Origin of the sequence: Rhodopirellula baltica SH 1, assembly GCF_000196115.1 — a bacterium.
In the GTDB taxonomy this organism is placed as follows: domain Bacteria; phylum Planctomycetota; class Planctomycetia; order Pirellulales; family Pirellulaceae; genus Rhodopirellula; species Rhodopirellula baltica.
Window position 1 is genome coordinate 5,423,826 of sequence record NC_005027.1, and the last position, 18,695, is coordinate 5,442,520.

The 18,695-nt window shown below is 54.9% G+C and carries 15 protein-coding genes; 8 read left to right on the forward strand and 7 right to left on the reverse strand.

From position 1 onward, the window contains the following. Positions 1 to 28: 28 nt before the first annotated feature. Positions 29 to 1,519, forward strand: coding sequence for a DUF1501 domain-containing protein (locus RB_RS20685; RefSeq protein ID WP_011122596.1), 1,491 nt, complete (start codon positions 29 to 31; stop codon positions 1,517 to 1,519). Here RB_RS20685 and RB_RS20690 read toward each other — a convergent pair. Next, entirely contained in the window at positions 1,509 to 2,891 is a 1,383-nt protein-coding gene (locus tag RB_RS20690; protein WP_011122597.1) for an O-antigen ligase family protein, read from the reverse strand. The two genes, RB_RS20685 and RB_RS20690, sit on opposite strands and share 11 nt — an antisense overlap. Before the next feature lie 93 nt (positions 2,892 to 2,984). Between RB_RS20690 and RB_RS20695 the strand changes: the two genes are divergently transcribed. Next, complete coding sequence (locus tag RB_RS20695; protein ID WP_011122598.1) at positions 2,985 to 3,314, forward strand: ArsR/SmtB family transcription factor; 330 nt, start codon at positions 2,985 to 2,987, stop codon at positions 3,312 to 3,314. Positions 3,315 to 3,410: 96 nt separating this feature from the next. Continuing rightward, positions 3,411 to 4,517, forward strand: a complete 1,107-nt coding sequence (locus RB_RS20700; protein ID WP_011122599.1) for a GTP-binding protein — start codon at positions 3,411 to 3,413, stop codon at positions 4,515 to 4,517. A gap of 24 nt (positions 4,518 to 4,541) precedes the next feature. On the opposite strand, the gene lhgO is transcribed toward RB_RS20700, so the two are convergent. Further along, entirely contained in the window at positions 4,542 to 5,816 is a 1,275-nt protein-coding gene (gene lhgO / locus RB_RS20705; RefSeq protein WP_011122600.1) for an L-2-hydroxyglutarate oxidase, read from the reverse strand. Positions 5,817 to 5,958: 142 nt separating this feature from the next. Here lhgO and RB_RS20710 point away from each other — a divergent pair, with 142 nt between their 5' ends. Then, positions 5,959 to 7,278 (forward strand): HD-GYP domain-containing protein, encoded by a 1,320-nt coding sequence (locus RB_RS20710; RefSeq protein ID WP_011122601.1) that lies wholly within the window; start codon positions 5,959 to 5,961, stop codon positions 7,276 to 7,278. A 17-nt stretch (positions 7,279 to 7,295) separates the two neighbouring features. On the opposite strand, the gene RB_RS20715 is transcribed toward RB_RS20710, so the two are convergent. From RB_RS20715 to RB_RS20730, 3 genes are all read right to left on the reverse strand, one after another. Continuing rightward, complete coding sequence (locus tag RB_RS20715) at positions 7,296 to 9,770, reverse strand: YfhO family protein (protein ID WP_164922970.1); 2,475 nt, start codon at positions 9,768 to 9,770, stop codon at positions 7,296 to 7,298. Next, positions 9,748 to 10,284: a PEGA domain-containing protein gene (locus tag RB_RS20720; protein ID WP_231845840.1), complete on the reverse strand. Its 537-nt coding sequence runs from the start codon at positions 10,282 to 10,284 to the stop codon at positions 9,748 to 9,750. The genes RB_RS20715 and RB_RS20720 overlap by 23 nt, the downstream gene beginning before the upstream one ends. Positions 10,285 to 10,424: 140 nt before the next feature. Further along, positions 10,425 to 11,246 carry a class I SAM-dependent methyltransferase gene (locus tag RB_RS20730; protein WP_007333044.1) on the reverse strand — a complete coding sequence of 274 codons (822 nt, stop codon included), beginning with the start codon at positions 11,244 to 11,246 and terminating at the stop codon, positions 10,425 to 10,427. Between the two features lie 238 nt (positions 11,247 to 11,484). On the opposite strand from RB_RS20730, the gene RB_RS20735 reads away from it, so the two are divergent. Further along, positions 11,485 to 12,834: a hypothetical protein gene (locus tag RB_RS20735; RefSeq protein WP_231845841.1), complete on the forward strand. Its 1,350-nt coding sequence runs from the start codon at positions 11,485 to 11,487 to the stop codon at positions 12,832 to 12,834. Positions 12,835 to 12,991: 157 nt separating this feature from the next. After that, positions 12,992 to 13,258, forward strand: a complete 267-nt coding sequence (locus RB_RS20740) for a lipoprotein (protein ID WP_007325175.1) — start codon at positions 12,992 to 12,994, stop codon at positions 13,256 to 13,258. Positions 13,259 to 13,328: 70 nt separating this feature from the next. On the opposite strand, the gene RB_RS20745 is transcribed toward RB_RS20740, so the two are convergent. Continuing rightward, positions 13,329 to 15,395 carry a S46 family peptidase gene (locus RB_RS20745; RefSeq protein ID WP_011122605.1) on the reverse strand — a complete coding sequence of 689 codons (2,067 nt, stop codon included), beginning with the start codon at positions 15,393 to 15,395 and terminating at the stop codon, positions 13,329 to 13,331. A 90-nt stretch (positions 15,396 to 15,485) separates the two neighbouring features. Beyond that, on the reverse strand, positions 15,486 to 17,528 hold the full coding sequence (locus RB_RS20750) for an ABC transporter ATP-binding protein (protein ID WP_011122606.1): 2,043 nt from the start codon (positions 17,526 to 17,528) through the stop codon (positions 15,486 to 15,488). Here RB_RS20750 and RB_RS20755 point away from each other — a divergent pair. Beyond that, positions 17,527 to 17,724 carry a hypothetical protein gene (locus tag RB_RS20755; RefSeq protein ID WP_164922303.1) on the forward strand — a complete coding sequence of 66 codons (198 nt, stop codon included), beginning with the start codon at positions 17,527 to 17,529 and terminating at the stop codon, positions 17,722 to 17,724. The genes RB_RS20750 and RB_RS20755 overlap by 2 nt on opposite strands. Positions 17,725 to 17,822: 98 nt before the next feature. Continuing rightward, positions 17,823 to 18,584, forward strand: a complete 762-nt coding sequence (locus RB_RS20760) for a hypothetical protein (RefSeq protein WP_011122607.1) — start codon at positions 17,823 to 17,825, stop codon at positions 18,582 to 18,584. Positions 18,585 to 18,695 lie beyond the last annotated feature (111 nt).

Sequence of the window (18,695 nt, forward strand, 5' to 3'; positions counted from 1 at the left end):
CGTCCACCACATCAAAACGCATCTTCTCATGAACCAATCATTGATTCACGAACTCGGATTGCGACAATCGCAAATGATGACTCGCCGATCGCTCTTTGGCAGTTCGGCCGCGGGTCTTGGTGCGATGGCACTGGGAAAGCTTCTGGCGTCCGAAGCCAATCCCAACGCGGCTTCGTCAGGCGGTCAGATCCAAACGAATCTAGCCTCGGGGTTGCCACACTTTGCCCCCAAAGCCAAACGAGTCATTTATCTGTTTCAATCTGGCGGACCGAGTCACATTGACCTGTTTGATCACAAAGAGGAACTGGAACAATTGCACGGCACCAATCTGCCTGATTCCATTCGCGGCGGGCAGCGACTGACCGGGATGACGTCGCGTCAGAGTCAGTTCCCCGTCGTCAAACCATTGTGGGGTGGCAAACGTTGTGGCCAGCACGGAACTTGGGTTGGCAACTTGCTGCCACACTTGCAAGAGATCACCGATGACATTTCGATCGTGCGATCGATGTGGACCGAAGCGATCAACCACGATCCCGCGGTGACCTACATCAACACTGGATCACAGCAAATGGGTCACGCATCCATGGGTGCGTGGCTGAGCTATGGGCTGGGTTCTGAAAATGAAGACTTCCCCGCCTACATGGTGCTGCTCAGCCAAGGCAGTGGAAAGAACCCCGGCCAACCTTTGTTTTCGCGGTTGTGGGGCAGCGGCTATCTGCCCTCCAGCCATCAAGGCGTGATGCTTCGTCCCGGTGCCAACCCGGTCCTGTATCTCAAGAACCCCAATGGCGTTTCGCGTGACTCACGTCGAGAGCTCTTGAACACGCTTGGACGAATGAACCAAATGCATTCGGAAGCCACGGGCGATCCCGAGACACTGGCTCGCATCGAAGCCTACGAGATGGCTTATCGCATGCAGACATCGGTACCAGAACTGACGGACGTCTCGGACGAACCGGAATCCACGTTTGAACTTTATGGCGAAGACGCCCGGCGTCCCGGTTCATACGCTGCGAACTGTTTGCTGGCCCGACGCATGGCCGAACGCGGGGTGCGTTTCATCCAGTTGTTCCATCGCGGATGGGATCAACACATTTCGATTCGCAATCAATTGCCGCGGCAATGCAAGGATGTCGATCAAGCCTCCGCCGCATTGATCCAAGACCTCAAGCGATTAGGAATGCTCGATGACACCCTGGTGATTTGGGGAGGTGAGTTTGGTCGCACCGTCTACTGCCAAGGCCAACTGGACAACCCCAGTTCAGGTCGCGATCACCACGGACGTTGCTTCACAACTTGGATGGCCGGCGGCGGCGTGAAAGCTGGTTTTGACTATGGAACGACGGATGAGTTCTCCTACAACATCGTTGAAAATCCGGTCCACATCCGCGATCTGAACGCAACCGTGTTGAACCTGTTGGGAATCGATCACGAACGGTTCACGTTCAAGTTCCGGGGGCTCAGTCAACGACTCACCGGTGTCGAAGAAGCCCACGTGATTCGCGATCTCATCGGGTGAGGTCGCTGGCCAATTGATCTGACAAGACATTGTCCGATTCGTCCGATCGCGGCATCTCGACCGATGCGGCGAGCAACACCAGCAACCATAACAGCGTCGACGCGAATGGGAATGTTTCAAACGCGGTGTCTTCAAACAGCCCCGAGACACAGATGTAGGCCGCGATTCCACGGAACATAGGGTCGACGACCGTGAACGCGTGATACACCGTCCACGCGACCAGCACCGAGACACAGATACCGGCAAAGATTCCCGCCGAAAAAATCGCGTGCAACAACAGATTGTGCGTGTGATATGAAAAATCTTCCAGCAACAACGGCGCGCTATTGAGCCCCCATCCGGTCAGCGGTCGCTGAGCGATGAAGCGAATCGCTTCCGCCCATATCTCCGTTCGCCCGGTGGCTGAAGTCAGTTCATTCACGTCACCGGTCTTGGTGCCAACGGCGACCACGCGGCTGCCGACATCGGAACCCTCCGACAACAATCCAACCGCCAGCATCAACAAACAGATCCCCATCACAACGCACAAACCCATTGCCAACCCGCGACGATTGGCCAACCGATCAATCATCACAGCCAACACGGATGCGGCACACGAAACCACCGCGGTTCGACTCATTGATTCAAACATTGTCGCGCTTGAGATCACGAAAACGAATCCCATCGTTGCGATCAGGATAGGAGTGAGCGGACGGTTTCTCGTTCGCCAAAGTCCTAAACAAACCAGAATTGCCAAGGCACCAATGCGCCCGAGTGAGTTGGGGTGCGCCGTGCTGCCCATGCGCTCGATGATAAGAGACTGCCCCAATTCTTCTTGATAGACCGCCGTCTCGCCACCGCCCAGGTACAAACACCACGCCGCCATCAGATGCAGCACCAAACCGACCAGCACGCACTGAAGCGTTTGTCGTAGCGTCAAGAACTGCAGCGTCACCGCAATGAAGACGATGTATACACAACTGATCATCGCCGCGGCTCGAGACACGGTTGCAGCAGGACCAAAAGCCACCGTGCTGGTCACGACAAAGACGCCACCCAGCGCCACCAAAATCCAACCTGGGAATTTCATGAGGCGTTGGCGAACCGCCGGGCAAAGTATCCAACCCAACAAGGCAACTGAGCCAACCGCGCCCGACAACAGCAGTTTCAAAGCCACCTCCATCGTCAAACCAGCACCGGCCGAACCGGCCGGAGTCGAGTCGGATTGATCCAGCGGATTCAATGCGACGGCAAGGATCAATAGCAGCGGACATGCCAGCGCAAACAATCCTTCCAAAGCACCGCGATGCGAAGGCGTCGATTGGTCGATTTGCTCGTCAAAGTCTTGGTCGACGGGTTCTTCCAAGAGCGACGTTCCTGCCGGGGGGGACATGAACTCACTCTAATTCACAGGTCAGCAATTTCCACGATCGAATGATCATGACGTGCGAATGTCACCCATGACGTTTTCTCCTACAATTCGTCCATGACCACTCCACCACCCGAACCGAATGAGATGCAGTGTGCGGGCTACTTGAAGGCACTCGGCGACCCGTTGCGTCTGCAAATCGTGCGTGCTTTGCAAGGCGGCCCGCTGAGTGTTTCTGACCTGGCCATCTTGGTGGAACAAGAAATCGGCACCGTCTCGCACCACTTGCGAGTCCTCTTTCACGCCGATTTGGTGCAGACCCAGCGGGAAGGGAAGTTCATCTATTACTCGCTGAAAGAAGGCATGCTGCCCAGTCGTGGGAAGTCGAAACAAACCGCATTGAACCTCGGTTGCTGCAAACTCGACATGGGCCCGATGATTGACTGACGTTCTGACGTTCGTCAGAATGTCTGAGTCATGGAATTCGCTGCTACCGGCGTTCCGACGTGGTTTCTGTTCATCTTCAACCGTTGAGACTCACCGATGCCCCAGCCCATTGAATTCATCATGATCGGCGGTTTTTTGGGAGCCGGCAAAACCACGCTCATCGCACGACTGGCGAAACAGTTGCAAGCCGAAGGCAAGCACGTTTGCATCGTGACGAACGATCAAGCTGCCGGTTTGGTCGACACGCAATTGCTCAAAAGCCAAGGGTTGGAGGTCAACGAAGTTGCCGGATCTTGTTTCTGTTGCAACTTCGATGGTTTGACCGATGCGATGGAAGAATTCGAAAACCGACAACGCCCCGATGTGGTTCTCGCAGAACCGGTTGGAAGCTGCACTGACTTGATCGCAACCATCGCGGTCCCAATGATGGAACGTTTGGGCGAAAAGTTTGTGCATCGTCCCTATGCCGTGGTTCTAAAACCCAATCATGGAAAGAAGATTCTTTCGGGTGTTGGCGGAGGATTTTCTGAGAAAGCCGAATACATCTTTCGCAAGCAACTCGAAGAGTCCGAGATCATCCTGCTCAACCGCATCGATGAATTGTCCGAGGAAGACGTGCAATCGCTCAAGGAACAATTGAACGAGCAGTACCCAGGTCGCAAAGTCATCCCGTTGTCAGCCAAGACCGGCGAGAATTTGGATGTTTTGTACGAAGCCTTTCAAGGCAACGCGGCACCTCGTGATTCAATGATGGAAGTTGACTATGACGTGTACGCCGACGGCGAAGCCGAACTTGGTTGGCTCAACGCAACGGTGAACTTCAAAAGCGAGCACGCGTTTGCACTCGATGAACTCAGCGTGGGATTGGTCGATGAACTGCGACAACGTTTGCTGTCACTGGGTGCCGAACCGGGACACTTGAAGGTGCTCTGCAGCGACAACGAAGCGGATGATCAACCAGTCAGCGTTGCAAACTTGATCGACAGCGATTCGCAAACTGTTTTGTCGATTGCCTCTGGCACAAACACTCCAACGGCAAAAGCGATCATCAACGCTCGAGTTCGCCTGGCGCCGGAATCTTTGACCGAAGAAGTTCAGCAGGTTGTCCAATCGGTGGCGTCTCGTTTGAATGCCGAGACCGAAACAACTCAACTAGACAGCTTTCGTCCCGGTCGTCCAGAACCGACCTACCGCAGCGCGTGAGCAACCGCGATCAAAACCGACGTTCTATGAATTGGGGTTCAGGTTCTGATGCTGTTCGATCACCCGCCGTGCAATCGCCAGCGACGCCGTTGCCGCGGGGCTGGGTGCGTTCAACACGTGAGTGACTTTGGGCGTTGATCGGAACAAGAAGTCATCGACCAATTCACCGTTGGCTCGCACCGCTTGAGCCCGAACTCCGGCTCGGGCGGGAATCAAATCCGAGGCACGCAGTTCAGGGATGAGCTTCTGAAGTGCGGTCACGAAAGCGGACTTTCGTAGCGAACGATTCATTTCGCCGAGGCCTTTCCGCCAATGCTTCTGAATCAACCGACGAAAACCGCTGTACCCCAATGTTCGTTGCAGATATCGAACATCGATGTCACGCCATCGGTAACCTTCACGGGCGAGAGCCAGCACCGCATTGGGACCACACTCAACGTTTCCATCGATCATCCGAGTGAAATGCACTCCAAGGAATGGGAACGCGGGATCGGGAACCGGATAGATCAGATTTCGACACAAACCGCGCCGTTCGGGCCGCAGCTCATAATATTCGCCCCGAAAAGGAATGATTCGGACTTCCTCAGACGATGTATTCGCGGAATCTGAATCGGAGGCAACGGAGTCACCCTGCCGAACCAACGCGTCGCTGTGCAGTCCCGCGCAAACAATCGCCGAACGAGCTCGAATATCGAACTTCCCAACTGATTGATTGTGATCAACACCCGCCAAACGAACGCCCGTGTCATCCGCATCCAATCGTTGGACCTGAAAACCCAACTGGACGCTCCCACCCATTTCTTCGATGCGATGCCGATAAGCGTCGCAAACCGACCCATAATCCACGATGCCTGTTTCGGGAACCACGATCGCATCAACACCCGCAACAGCAGGCTCGAGTTTCCGTAATTCGTCCGTTGTGATTCGTCGAAATTCAACTCCGTTGCGTTCCGCTCGATCAATGATTCTTTCCAACGAACTCAGTTCGCTACGGTCTGTTGCAACGACGACTTTTCCGCATTTTTCCCAGCGAATCCGGTATTCATCGCAGAATGCTTCGAGTTTGCTTTTGCCCTCCCGGCACAACAAAGCTTTCTCACTTCCGGGCTGATAGTAGATGCCCGAATGGATGACGCCGGAGTTGTGGCCGCTCTGGTGTTGGCCGACCCGAGACTCCGTTTCTAGCACCGTCACGCGCTGACCAGGACGGGTTTGCAACCAGGTCATCGCGGTGGCGAGGCCGACAATTCCCCCGCCAACGACGGCCAAATCCACGGACGGGCTCAAGGAGTGTTTCATAAAATTCGCGGAAGACTCCGGCCTAAGCTCACTTTGAAACCTAGATTTGGAGTATCGGGTGGGGCCGCATGCACGGGCAGCATTGAATTTGGACTCGTTCGATCGTACTCCACGCCGGAGCAAAAAATGAACTGGGCACAATATGATTTCAACTACCTCTAACGCGAACGACAGTACGAACACTGTTCTTGTTCCAGTCGACGATCTTCAGGTCGGTGCGATTTGTCGTACACCGATCGAAGACGAAATGGGCCGATTGCTACTCGGCACTGGTACGCGCATCACCAATGAAGTCATCGATGGTCTGCGGGAACGCGGCATCGAAGAACTGACCGTCAATGCTGAAGAAGCCGATGTACTGAGCAACCGCGGCAAATCGGGCGCGGCCAAAGCGAAGCCTAAAAGCACACGAGAAAAAGATGCGTCGCATGCTCCCGGACGTGATCCAACCAAATGGATCAAGGGAGTGCCGTTGAAAGACGCTTTGGTCAATCGTCATCACGAACCCATTGACCTTACACGACGGCGGACATTGCAAGGCCACGTCAAAATGGCTCGCAGTAAGTTCGAAGAGATCCGTTTGGCACTGACCGAACGCAAGATGCAAACCGTCGAAGCGTTGTCGGATTTATCTGGCGCATTCGCTTCCGCGATGGTGGACGACCACGATCAAACGATTGGCGAAGTCGTCGCCTGCAACACCGAAATGTCACTGACCGACCGCAGCGTGAAGCTGGGTGTGTTGGGCATGGCCATTGGAACCGAACTTGATTTGGACGGTCCCTCGGTGTTGGAAATCGGCATGGCCGGTTTGCTTCATGACATCGGTTTGTATTCCATGGATCCCGCATACAGCGTCCCTGGACGTGGTGCGTTTTCGGAAGAGGAAACATGGGAGTATCGCAAACACCCGGTCATCTCAGCGAATAGTCTTCGCGAAGTTTCTGACATCCCTCACTCGGTTCTGTTGGCGATCGAACAAGTCCACGAACAATACAACGGTGAAGGTTATCCGTTTGGTTTGGAAGGTAAACGGATTCATATCTACGCTCGCATTCTCAACGTTTGCGATACCTATCTTCGTTTGACACTCGGAACGGGTTTTCGAAAAGCGTTGGTGCCACACGATGCGTTGGGATTCATTCTGCATCAAGCTCGCTATGGAAGCTTTGACCCTCAGGTCATTCATGCCTTGTTGCGCACTAAGTCGTTGTTTCCTCTGGGAAGTCGAGTCGAACTGGCAAACGGAAAATGGGCGGACGTGATTCGCCGACCGGTTGAAGGCTATGCATGCCCCGTGTTGCAACTTTCCGATGGCGAACGATTTGACATGCAGGAAAACCCGAACGAAGTGGTTCAGCCGACTTGCGACCCTCAACGCAACCAGGGCCGACTTTCAATCGATGCGATGAAAAACATTCGCTGGAATCCAGCGGACGAATTGTTCTTCGACGAGGAATAGACCACTGGTAGGGTCAATCACTTGGCTCGTTCCAATTCTCGGACCCGGCTGAATGGCCCATGCTTCGCTCGCGTGACCGACCAAATTGAGGCCACTAGCAACATCAACCATCCGCAAATCCAGACGATCACCGCACCCCTGTGCCCCCGGGGTTGATAGATCCAACGGATAGTCCAAGTACCGGGCGGACACCACACGCCTTGCGCCACACCGTCGGCAGAAAACACCGTCAACGGAACTGGTTCGACCGCGGTGTCTTGCGACCGAAACTCCGCTCGCCAGCCACCGTCCTGGTAAATTCGCCGCGATACAAAGGTGTCTTCTAACCTTCCTTCCGAAACGGCGGTCGAGTCAACCGCGATCGCATCAACTTGGTCTCCTGAATCCGAAGCCATCTCGATTCGCTTCGGCCAAGGAATCTCGCCCTCCGTCACCACTTGATCGTGACGATGAAATCGCAAATCTCGAGTCGGCCAAACGTGGCTCTGCCCATTCGACGTTCGCGATCCTCCAACGCCCAGCCATGACGCCGTTTGTTGCCAATTGATCGGTGTGGACTGCTGGCCGGTCGCATCCCAAAACTGATCGATCGCCCAAGGCCTGATCGAGACGACGCTGTTGAATACCGCTTCGTCCTCGACCATATGCCAACGACCATACCATCGGCGACGATCATGAACTTCCATGGCCAACAATCGTTGCCGATCTGACGTGGTCGCCCACTTCGCGGGATACTCACCTTCACCCGCTGTTCGAATCCAGCGTGCTGCATCGAGTGTTGCGGATTCGGAGTGATCGAGTTCGTGCCAGGCGGCACGTTCAGCATTCCGGTTGATGGTCGGAACCAAATTCCAATGAGCAATCATCAAGTCACTCGCGATCAGAACGACCCATGCCCAAGCCAGCTTTTGCCGATTGATCGGACGTTTCCATTCGACGCTCATCGAAAGAATGATCGTGGTAAAAATCCAAACATGAGCGGTACCGATCAACCATCCATACCAAGCGGTCTCCGATTGAAACGGTCCCCATACCACATCAACCGGCGCTGACTTCATGGATGCCATCGCGAACCACACCGCGATGCTGGAAAGGACCAATCCCAGCGTCGAGAAAAGCCAGATCCAAACTGCTCGGCGTTTTGTCAGCAGGCCGTTCGAAAACTCGTTTGAATGGGACGATTCGCGAATCAATCCATTGAAGAGACATTGTCCACCCTGTGCAGCCAGCATCGCCAAAGCGAATGCGACCAAAGGCAACCACTTCGCCGGGTAGCGAAACGCATCGTAACCCGGCACCCAATCAACCAGCCATTGATACGGCGCGTGCCATGGTCCGTACCAACCCATCGCCGCGAATCCGGATGCTAGCAACACGTAACACCACAAACCGGTGCCGTGAATGCGGCCGCGGTATCTTCCGAGCAATCCGATCGTGACCAGGACCAACGTCGACATGCCGATGTACAGACTGGGCGTCCACAACGCATCGATCGGACTGACCGTTCCACCAGCAAACACCGGACGATCCCAACGATGGTTGACCGGCCATGGCGAACCAAACAAGGATGGTATCGCCAACTCCAACCATCGCCACGGCGCGACCGAAAAAGCGAACGATTGCGATGCATCCAGTTTTGACCAAACACGACCACTGTGGCTGGCCCAATTCACCGACGCAACAATCTGTGGTGTCGCTAGCACAGCAGCCATCGCTGCGATGCCCATCAAGCGAAGCAGACGCAACCAAAAGGATTGCCCGCCACTGCGATCACGCGAGTGTCGAATCACGTCGATGATCAACCAAAGTCCGGCAATGATTCCGACATGAAGTGCTGTTTGTGGATCACCGCCCAGGACCATCATGGCCAATGCAAACGACGGCAACTTCCAACCGTACTCCTTTGCATGAACCAGGGGCAGCAGCGCAAACGGCAACCATGCTGCTCCGACCAGAAAAGGTGGGTTGGTCGTAAGAAACAAAACGCTGCCGGACATCGGGTAGGCCAGCGAGGCGATGACGGAAAACGCCGATTGCGATCCGACCCGCCGAGCGGCCCAGTAGGCTGCAAACGAGGCCAACACCAAATGCAACGTCACATACCAAGCCAGTGCCAACGAAGCATCATCAGGCAGTTCATTTGGCGATGCGGATTCGGCCGGTGACTGGTCTACCAACGACGCCAAAAGATAAACCAAATGCCGAACTGGATAGTAGACAGCGGTCGTTGTCTCGCCGGCCAACGGCATTCCCGTTTGGTCCAGTGGGTTCCACATCGCGGACCAGAAATACGTCAGTGGTTGCTCGGCACATCGCTCGCCAACGTACTGGTACAGCGGCGTGTAGAAATGGCTGACGTCGCGAAAAGCGAGACGGTCGCGGCCCGTCCAAACCGTCGCCATCAGAACCACGATGCAAAGCGGACCGATGAAAAGCCCGCCCCACTTCATCCACGGAGGATCGGTCGAATCAGCCTGCAGGGATAATGCCACTTCGCGATTGATTGCGGAGGGCTTCGGCACGATTCAGGACATCCTCGGAGGGTTCGATCACTTGAGGCACCAATTCAATATCGATGATCCGCTCATCGCGAATTTCACCTGGCCAAAGCGTTTCGCTCACGAAGTCCAATACCGGCAGTTGATACCACGGTGGCTTCATTTTCCGAAGCACGACTTCCGTACGATAGCCCTCGCGTTCTACACGAACCTCACGCGTACCATAGTAAATGAAATCAGTGGAGGCTGGAGAGGTTCCGATCAATTGGTTGTCGATCGAGACCGTTGCGCCCGGTGGGCTGGTACGCACCGTCATTCGGCGACGCACGCAGCCGGTGCTGACAACCGACATCGCCATCAAGATCAATAGCAACGCACCATGTCGTTTCAAACCATCGAGCTGCTTCAGACTCGCAAGAGACCGCTTCGGGCTGGTGCCAGCCACATTGCAACACGGAACAGCAACAGCTTTCGCGTGTGAACGATACGGTTGAATGTGATTTGCCAAAGCGTGAAACTCGGTGGTTTCCGATTGCGGTCATGGATCTCACGCTGGCACCGGCGAGTCGAACTGAGTGATCGAAGTTGAGGCACCGCGCGTGAAGCGGATGCTTTGGAACTATCAATTGCCGTGGCGACTCGGCTAGATCAGTTTTCGGGAATCCAAAGTCGCTGAGTCGTCGTGGCGGTTGCCGTCTGATCGTTTCGTCGACGGGCTTTGATCCGAACATAAGGCGGGATGAAACGAGCTCGCTCGGCGAAGCTGCCCGGTTCGGCGTCTCGTTTCGCATGCATTGGCTCGGCCAACTCCTCGATCACAAATCCGGAACGGCACATTCCGCCAATCAATTCTTCCCATCGGTGCAAAAATTCCACGGCACCGGGTTCTCTTAATCGAGCGGCTACCGGATTGGCGGCGGGCGGAGGAACGGGAGTGTTCGGCCCCGACTTTGACGAGGAACCGTTTCGGTAGTACGCATGTTCCACCGTGTATCGGGGCGAACCGTTCACCGCAGCACGCGGCTGGGTCGACGTTTGCAAGCTCACCGGCGACTTATGCTGACTGATATAAATGCCGCCACCTCGAATCACCCGCGCGACTTGGGCGTAAACGACCACGACTGAGGGCACATAACACGTGCTGACGGGATGGATCACGATGTCAAAACCCGCCGCGGGCAACATCGACAAATCATCCATCGATCCTTCGATCAATTCGACCTGGTGACCCCGCTGGCGAGCCGCAATGCGGTCCTGTTCCAGCATGGCAGGAGAGAGATCCACCACCGTGACAAGGGCTCCAGCGGCCGCGTACAAGCAGCTTTGACGACCCCCACCGGCGGCAAGACACAGAACTTTTTTCCCGGAAATGTCCCCGCCCAGCCAACCAGCGGCGTCGACAGTCTGCAATGGATTGGCCAATTCCTCGTCCGAAACGATTTGGCACAGCGGAGATCCGGCGGCCGTCATCCGCTGATAAGCCTTGCGATTGGCCCCTAAAATGGTCTCGCGATCGATGGTGGGTACCCCAGACGGAACGATTTCTAGCTAATTTGGGAACTTTGTGAGTTCATCCGCCATCTGACACCTTGACAACCCGATGCACCGCTCTGGCGGCCGGCTTGTTCACACTGTACCCCTACGCATGGACGCGTCGCGTTGGTTCGATACGTTTCAAACCTCGCTTTCGCTGCAAAAGAACAGCATCATGTCTCTAAAACCTGAACAGATCGATCAGCTGATCAGCGACCATTTGGATGGTCGTTTGAGCGATGATCAATCGCAATGGCTCGCCGAGCAGTTGCGCATGGACGCTGACTTAGCCCAGCGACTCAGCGATGCGGAATTCGATCGTCAAATGTTGCGGTCGTTGCACCAAAGCACAAGCACCTCATCGAGCTTGCCATCCGATTTTGCATCCCGCGTTGTCGCTGCAGCACAACAACGAGCCATCGACGATGATCTGTCGTCCGATCACCCGCTGCGAAAGCTTCCGATTTCGGTCCCTGTCGAATCGGTGATTCCTCAATCCAGTCGCAATGCACGAAGAACTTGGGTGGCTGCGATCGCCGGCTTGGCCGCGGCGGGTTTGTTGGTTGCCTCACTGCAAAACAGTTTGATCGATACCGATCCGAACAATCCGATTGGCGATCCCTCCACCGTAGTTGCGCAGGCCGATCCAGCCAATGTTGAAATTGACTCGGTCGATCAGTTGGATTCGGAGCGTGCTCCCGCCGTGGAAACCATCGCAGCAATCGATGACCCGATGGATCAATCGGCTGGCGATTTGCCCGTTGGCAACATGCTCGCTGAAGACACATCATCGGCGATGAATTCGGTCACTGAGCCGGCTGGATCCGCCACCAACGGACCGAACAGCCCGGAGCTAAACTCCATTGCTTCGGCAACGAATACTGAAACCACTCCCCAGCTCAACGCTGCTTCCGTTGATATGTCGGCGACCGTTGCTGCTGGCAACAACAGTGAAGTTCAATCGCTCTCCGGAGCGGTGTTGATCTATGACGTTCAACTGAAACCAGAGGTCCGTGATCCTGCTGCCCGCAATCACTTTGCATTGGATAGCGACCCTGTTCGCAAGGCGATGACGACGGCCGGTTTGGCAGCGTCGAGCAAACAGCTCGTCAGCGAAAATTTGATCGAAGCGACGCGTGAATCCGTCACCCTCGACGAAAAAACTCGTTATCAAATTCTGTTGCTAAGAGGTCCGGCGAAACAATTGGATCGCTTGTTCCTCGAACTGCTCGCCGACGAAGACTCGATCGAATCCGTCGGTATGTCGATGGCGATGGGCAATGCGGTCTCCGGTATCGCTTGGCAACAGGATGAAGACGTGGCTCCTTCGAGTGCCGTCGCATATGACTTGAACGCCAAAGACAGGCGTTCGTTGCAACGACTCGGCATGGCGCTAAGTAACCGGGATTTCATGCCCGTCGAAGCCGAATCGTTCACCAATCGAATCGATTTCGCATTGGGTTCACCCGAAGCCGCCAGTACCGGCAACGATTTCATCACCGAAGTCTTGGTCATCGTTCGCTGAGAATTTCGGTTTCCATATTGGAAGCATCCAGACGCCCTCAGGTGTCTGTTTCTGGCATGAAATGTGCGACCGAGAAAGATCCTACGCGTCAACAACGATGATTTAATTCATCGGGCGCGTCGTTCCAATCTCACGCTCCCACTCAGAGAGGTTCATCATGCCTTGGAAATCATTCGCATTGACCGCCGCTTTCGCGACCTGCTTGACCGCAATCGGATGCGACGAAGCGCAGTACGATATGTCGGTCGACAACTACAACGAAGAAGTGCAAGAAGGCCGAGAAGAGCTCAATGAAGCTCAGGCTGACGGCGCAATTTCGTCCGACGAACTGGAAGAGCTCGAAGATCAAAATGATGAGATTCGCGAAGCTGCCGGCGAAGTTGCGGAGCAAACCGGTGACTTGATTGAAGCCAAAACGGACTGATTAGAAATCGATGATCAAACGACTGGTGGACTTTTTGTCCACCAGTCGAAAGCTTCTCTGCCGAACCGACTCAGTTTCCGAGTTGATCGGCTAGTTCGTTGGCTTGGTAGATCGAACGCAACGCTTCGGGTATTGCGACACCGGACACGCTCACCGCTCGGCTTTGAACGTTGGTGTAGAGGTAGTCACTGGTCAGACTTTGGATGTTTCCATCAAAGATCAGACCCACCAGGACACCATCTCGATCGACCACCGGTGAACCGCTGTTGCCACCGATGATGTCAGCGGTGCAGACGAAGTTGAGCTGAGTTTCCAAGTCGATCTTCTCTTTGGCCGACATCCAAGATTCAGGAAGATCAAAGTCTTCTTGGCCTTCGTGTTCCTTCGCATGAGTGAACGCTCCTGCGAAATTCGTGGTCGGCTTGATCTGCTCGCCACGTTCTTCGTAACCAGAAACCACACCAAACGCCAAACGCAGAGTGAACGTTGCATCGGGATAACCTCCGGTGCCTTCGATCGCCGTCGTTGCTTGGGTGATCTCGGCATAAGCTTGTTTTTCGCGCTCACTGAGTTGCTCGTTGATCTTGTCGATTCGGCGATACTCCGGTGCGATCACACGAGCCAATCGAATCATTGGATCCTTCGATGCCAAGACCGCATCCAATCCGCCGTCGATCAGCGCCTTTCGTGTCTCGATGTCCTTGATTTTCGTCCCGGTCACCAATTCGCTGGCGACCTGTTTCGGTGAACGACCGGCCAAGACCTCCTGGACAATCGAGTCGTTCATCCCGCGGCTTTCGAGCAACAAAGCGATCTCGTCGGCCAACTTCACCATTTCCAAATCGTCATAAATAGGCGCGGGCGACAGCAGCTGAGCCATCAGCGATTCACGTCCCGAATCGGTGTATCCGGGCAATCGTTCTTCGTTGGGTTTGCGATCTTCTTCGGAAAGAATCAGAATTTGAAGCGCGAGTTGGAAAAGCTCACTGCGAAGCGACACCGAGCGGTCCAGCAACTCGGCCTTCTCCGTTTGCACTTCCGCGATTTCTTTCCATGCGTCCGCCAGTCCCGAGTGCTCGGGCGACTTCGAAAGTGCCGTCAGCAAACGATCCTGGCGACCTCGTTTGGACACAAACGTTTGCGGATCTTGAAGTCCCGTCAACATGCCCGAGTAAGCCTTGCGAGCGTTTTGAATTCCAAACAACTCGTCGCGTCCACGGCGTGCCGCTTCTTTGCCTTCCAAACGATATTGCTGAAGCAGAACCTCTTTGCGACGAAGCAAATCCAATACATGTGGCAGTCGTTTGTCGCGGAGGTATTCCAGGGCTTCGACGGTAAAGATTCGCTGTGTGCGACCAGGGTGACCGCTGACAAAGACCAGGTCCCCATCCTTGGCGGGTTGATCATTCCATTTTAGGAAGTGTTCTAGCTTGGCAGGTTCGCCATCCTCATAAACTCGCATCAACGTCGCGTCGAGGTTGTAGCGAGGGTATTCAAAGTTGTCCGCGTCGCCGCCAAAGAATGCAGCCGCGGTCTCGGGAGCCCAAACCAATCGCACGTCGGTGTATTTCTTGTATCGATAAAGGTGATACTTGGCTCCACCAAACAGCGTCACGACGTCGCTTCGCAGACCGGTTTCATCGAGCGATTCTTTCTCGATCGTCGCAATCGCTGCTCGTCGCTCTTTCGCGGCTTCTTCAGCGTCGTCCGCATTCGTGATCTGTTGGTTGATCCGATCGGTCACATCTTCGATCGAGATCAGTTGATTCAGTTCCAAATCAGGTGCCTTGAGTTCCTCGTCAAAGCTCTTCGCCAAGAACCCATCGTCGATCAGATTGCGTTCTTTGGAACTGAGTTTGGCCAACGTGTCGCTGGCAACATGATGGTTGGTCAACACCAAACCATTGGAGGACACAAACGATCCGGAGCCACCGGAGTTGAATCGAACCGAAGAGAGCTGCAAATGCTTCAGCCATTCTTCGGACGGTTCGAACTGATGCCGATCTCGCAGCAATTCGCGAGGGACATCGTTGAACAAATACATGCCTTCATCAGCATGTGAATCGCTGGACAGACCAGCCAACGCGAAAACCATGCAACTTCCCGACAAGAACCAACGGCGCACGTGTGCAAACATGATGGATAAACCAGAAACACGAGGGGACAGAATCCTGAGTCTCTAGTTCAGCCGTTGCGACGGTCGCATGCAACCGGTCGTCGGGCTTGATCAGGCCGCGTCGGTCAGATCGCTGTGGCAGAGGCTGCGATAGAAAGAATTGCTAGCAAGCAACTGGTGATGCGTTCCCACATCGGCGACTTGCCCCAAATCCAATACCGCGACTCGATCGGCCATCGCGAGAGTGCTGGCTCGGTGAGTGATCATGATTCCCGTGCGATTTTCCAAGAACGTTTCCAGGGCGCGGTGGATCAGCTGTTCGCTTTCGATGTCGATTTGGCTAGTCGCCTCATCCAAAATCAAGATGTCAGGCTCCCGCAGGAAGGCACGTGCGAGTGCGATCCGTTGCATTTGGCCGCCCGACAATCGAACACCACCGGATCCGAGCATCGTTTGATATCCATCCGGTGTCTTCCGCCGAATGAAGTCATCGGCAAAAGCGAGCTTGGCGGCCCGGACCACATCGTGAGCGTCAGCGCTGGGGCTGCCGTAGCGAATGTTGTTTTCGATCGTATCATCAAACAGCACTGTGCGTTGGTTGACCAATGCAATGCGTCGCCGCAGATCACGCGTAGCCAATCGATTGATTGCCACGTCATCAAAGCAGACTTCACCTTGGTGCGGATCGTCAAAACGACAGAGCAAATTGATCAGCGTGCTTTTGCCGCAACCGTTGGGACCGATCAACGCGATCGTTTCGCCATGTTGGATCGTCAGATCAATGCCTCGCAGCACCATCGGTCCGGAAGGATACTGGAAGTGAACGCCTTTGAACTCGATCGATCGGTGAGGACGATCCAAGTGAACCGGGTTGGTTGGCTCGGTCACTCGAATGGGTTCGTCGATGATTTCGTAAACGCGATTGGATGCGGCGATACCACGCTGAAGCGACGTCCAAACATCGGACAACTTGCGAGCTGGATCAGAGGCACCGATCAGCAAACCAAAGAACAACAGGACTTGTCCAACATCCAGCGGACGTGCGCTCATGCGGATGCCCAACAAGTGAGTTTGTTGGTTGATCACCAAATAACCACCCGCCAAAATTGCCAGTCCGACCATTGTCAAACCCAGCAATTCGCTGCTGCTGCGAGCGAGTGTGTTGTACAGAGCCACCTTCATCGAGCGGCGGAAATAGGCCTGCACGCGAGCGCGAAAACGGGCACGTTCGTAGGCTTGTGTGTTGAATGATTTGACAACGTGAATTCCGCCGAATGCGTCGTTGAGCATTCCATAGAGACTGCTCATCTCTTCCATCGCTCGGCGGCTGGCTCGACGAATCGCACGGCTGAGGTGATGCATCACAAACGCCATCAAGGGCGAAACGATCATCACCAACAACAACAAACGCCAGCAAACCGTCGCGGCTCCAAACAAACACACCGCCATTTTCAGCGGTTCGCGAATCAGTCGCCCGAGCAACGTGCTGACGCCGACGGCGATGTGAGCGACATCATTGGTGAGCCGACTGGTCAGGTTGGCCGATCCGTTCTGCCCAAAGTGATCGAGGTCCAAGTGCAGTGATTTGCGAAAGTACTTTTCTCGCAGTTCCATCACCGTGCCTTCGGCGACGTATTGAACGAGCATCAGGTTGATGGTCAGGGCGACCAGCTTGATCGCAGTCCCACCAACCAACATCACGACGATAAATACCAACGTCGGAAACGCACCTCGCGGAGCCGATTGGTCAATCCAAGGCTGGGCCCAAGACAACCATTCCGCCGATTTTTTGGTCGCTGTTTGTGCCAACTCAGCGGAGGAAATTTCAAACGTCGTTGTATTGATTTTTTGTTGCAACGAAGCCTTGGTGTCGGCGTCGGTTGCTGTCTTCGCTCGTTGTTGAAGCTCGTCCAACTCATCATTCAGTTGAATGAGTTCAACGCGTTGTTCTTCGACCGTGACGCGTGCCTCGGCCAGTCGTTCATCGACGTAAGACGGCAGATCGTCTCCTTTGAAAACAACCTCCACCATCGGGTAAAGCGTGCCGATGTTCGCGCCCCACAAAGCAGCGATCACCAAAGACGACAGCAAGATGCCCAACAAGGACATACGACGTCGCAGCGATAATCGCAGAACTCGGCGAAAACTCTTCATGGAAGTAAATCAAGCGAGCGGAAAATGGGTTTTCTGGACTCACGGCAGCGAACAACGGACGGCTACCAAAGATCGCTTGTACCAAGCCGCTGGATTTTCCCGCCAGGGTGATTCGCCTCTTGTGATTGGCGGTTTGAGTTTGGTAGCGGATACCGTCGAAGGTTTCTCGCTCGAGCCAGCAAATTCGACTCAGTAGCTGATTCGACGCAATGAACAGAAACGGTCAGGATCGACTGGTGGGTCGTTTTCGCCAGAGGGACCTGACACTTATTTCCCGTTCATCACGAAGCGGACATGTCTGTTCCGCCCGTCGGTTTCTCCAACCATTGCCGTCCCATGCTGAACCACCCGAATCGCCGACTGTTTGGCGGGAATTTTGATGCTCCAAAGCAACCGCCGCATGCGGAACATGCCCCGGCGTGGTCCGCAAAGCTAAAAGCCCTGCTCTTGGCGGGAATGATCGCGTTGATGACGACTTCCGCTCGGGCACAGTTGCCACCGCCAGTTCAGTTGCCCCTTCAGAGCGGCGAAACCATTGTGTCTTCCGAGACTTACGTCGATGGAGCTCCCCACCAAGAAGTTGGTTTGGCGGACTATTGGGATGGAGCGTCTGGTTTCCATTCGCCGGCCCAGGTTCCTCACGTGATCATCCTGGCTCCTTCAGCACCGAAGAACGCTCGAAACCATGGTTCCGTGCCAGCAAATGGCTACGCCCCGAATCAATCTTCCGGTCACTCACAACACGGGCACCAGCAATCCGCCGGATCCGTGCACCCTCACTTGCAGCACGCTCACCAAAAAGCCAAAGCAACGATGGCTCCTTTGACCCATCCTCCCGGAGTCGAAAACGATCCCGGTGCGAAGGGTCCGGGTCGGTTGGGTGTGGGTGAACACTGGGTCAAAAATCCTCAGACTCGCCCGACAATTCCCGCCGCCACGGTCCAACCTCGTTGGAAAACGCCCTATTCGTATGGTTATTTCGGTGCCGAAGGAAAGCGTCATTGGTCACGGCAACATGGTTACCAAGACCGATCTTTGCAGTGGTCGCTGCGATAACGCGCTGCAAAATCGACGATCGAGATCTACACTGGGTGGTTCGAGGAAGGCAGGTTCCGATTCTGAACCTGCCACTTCGTCCGACGTCCTCCAAACAAACACCCACTCGAT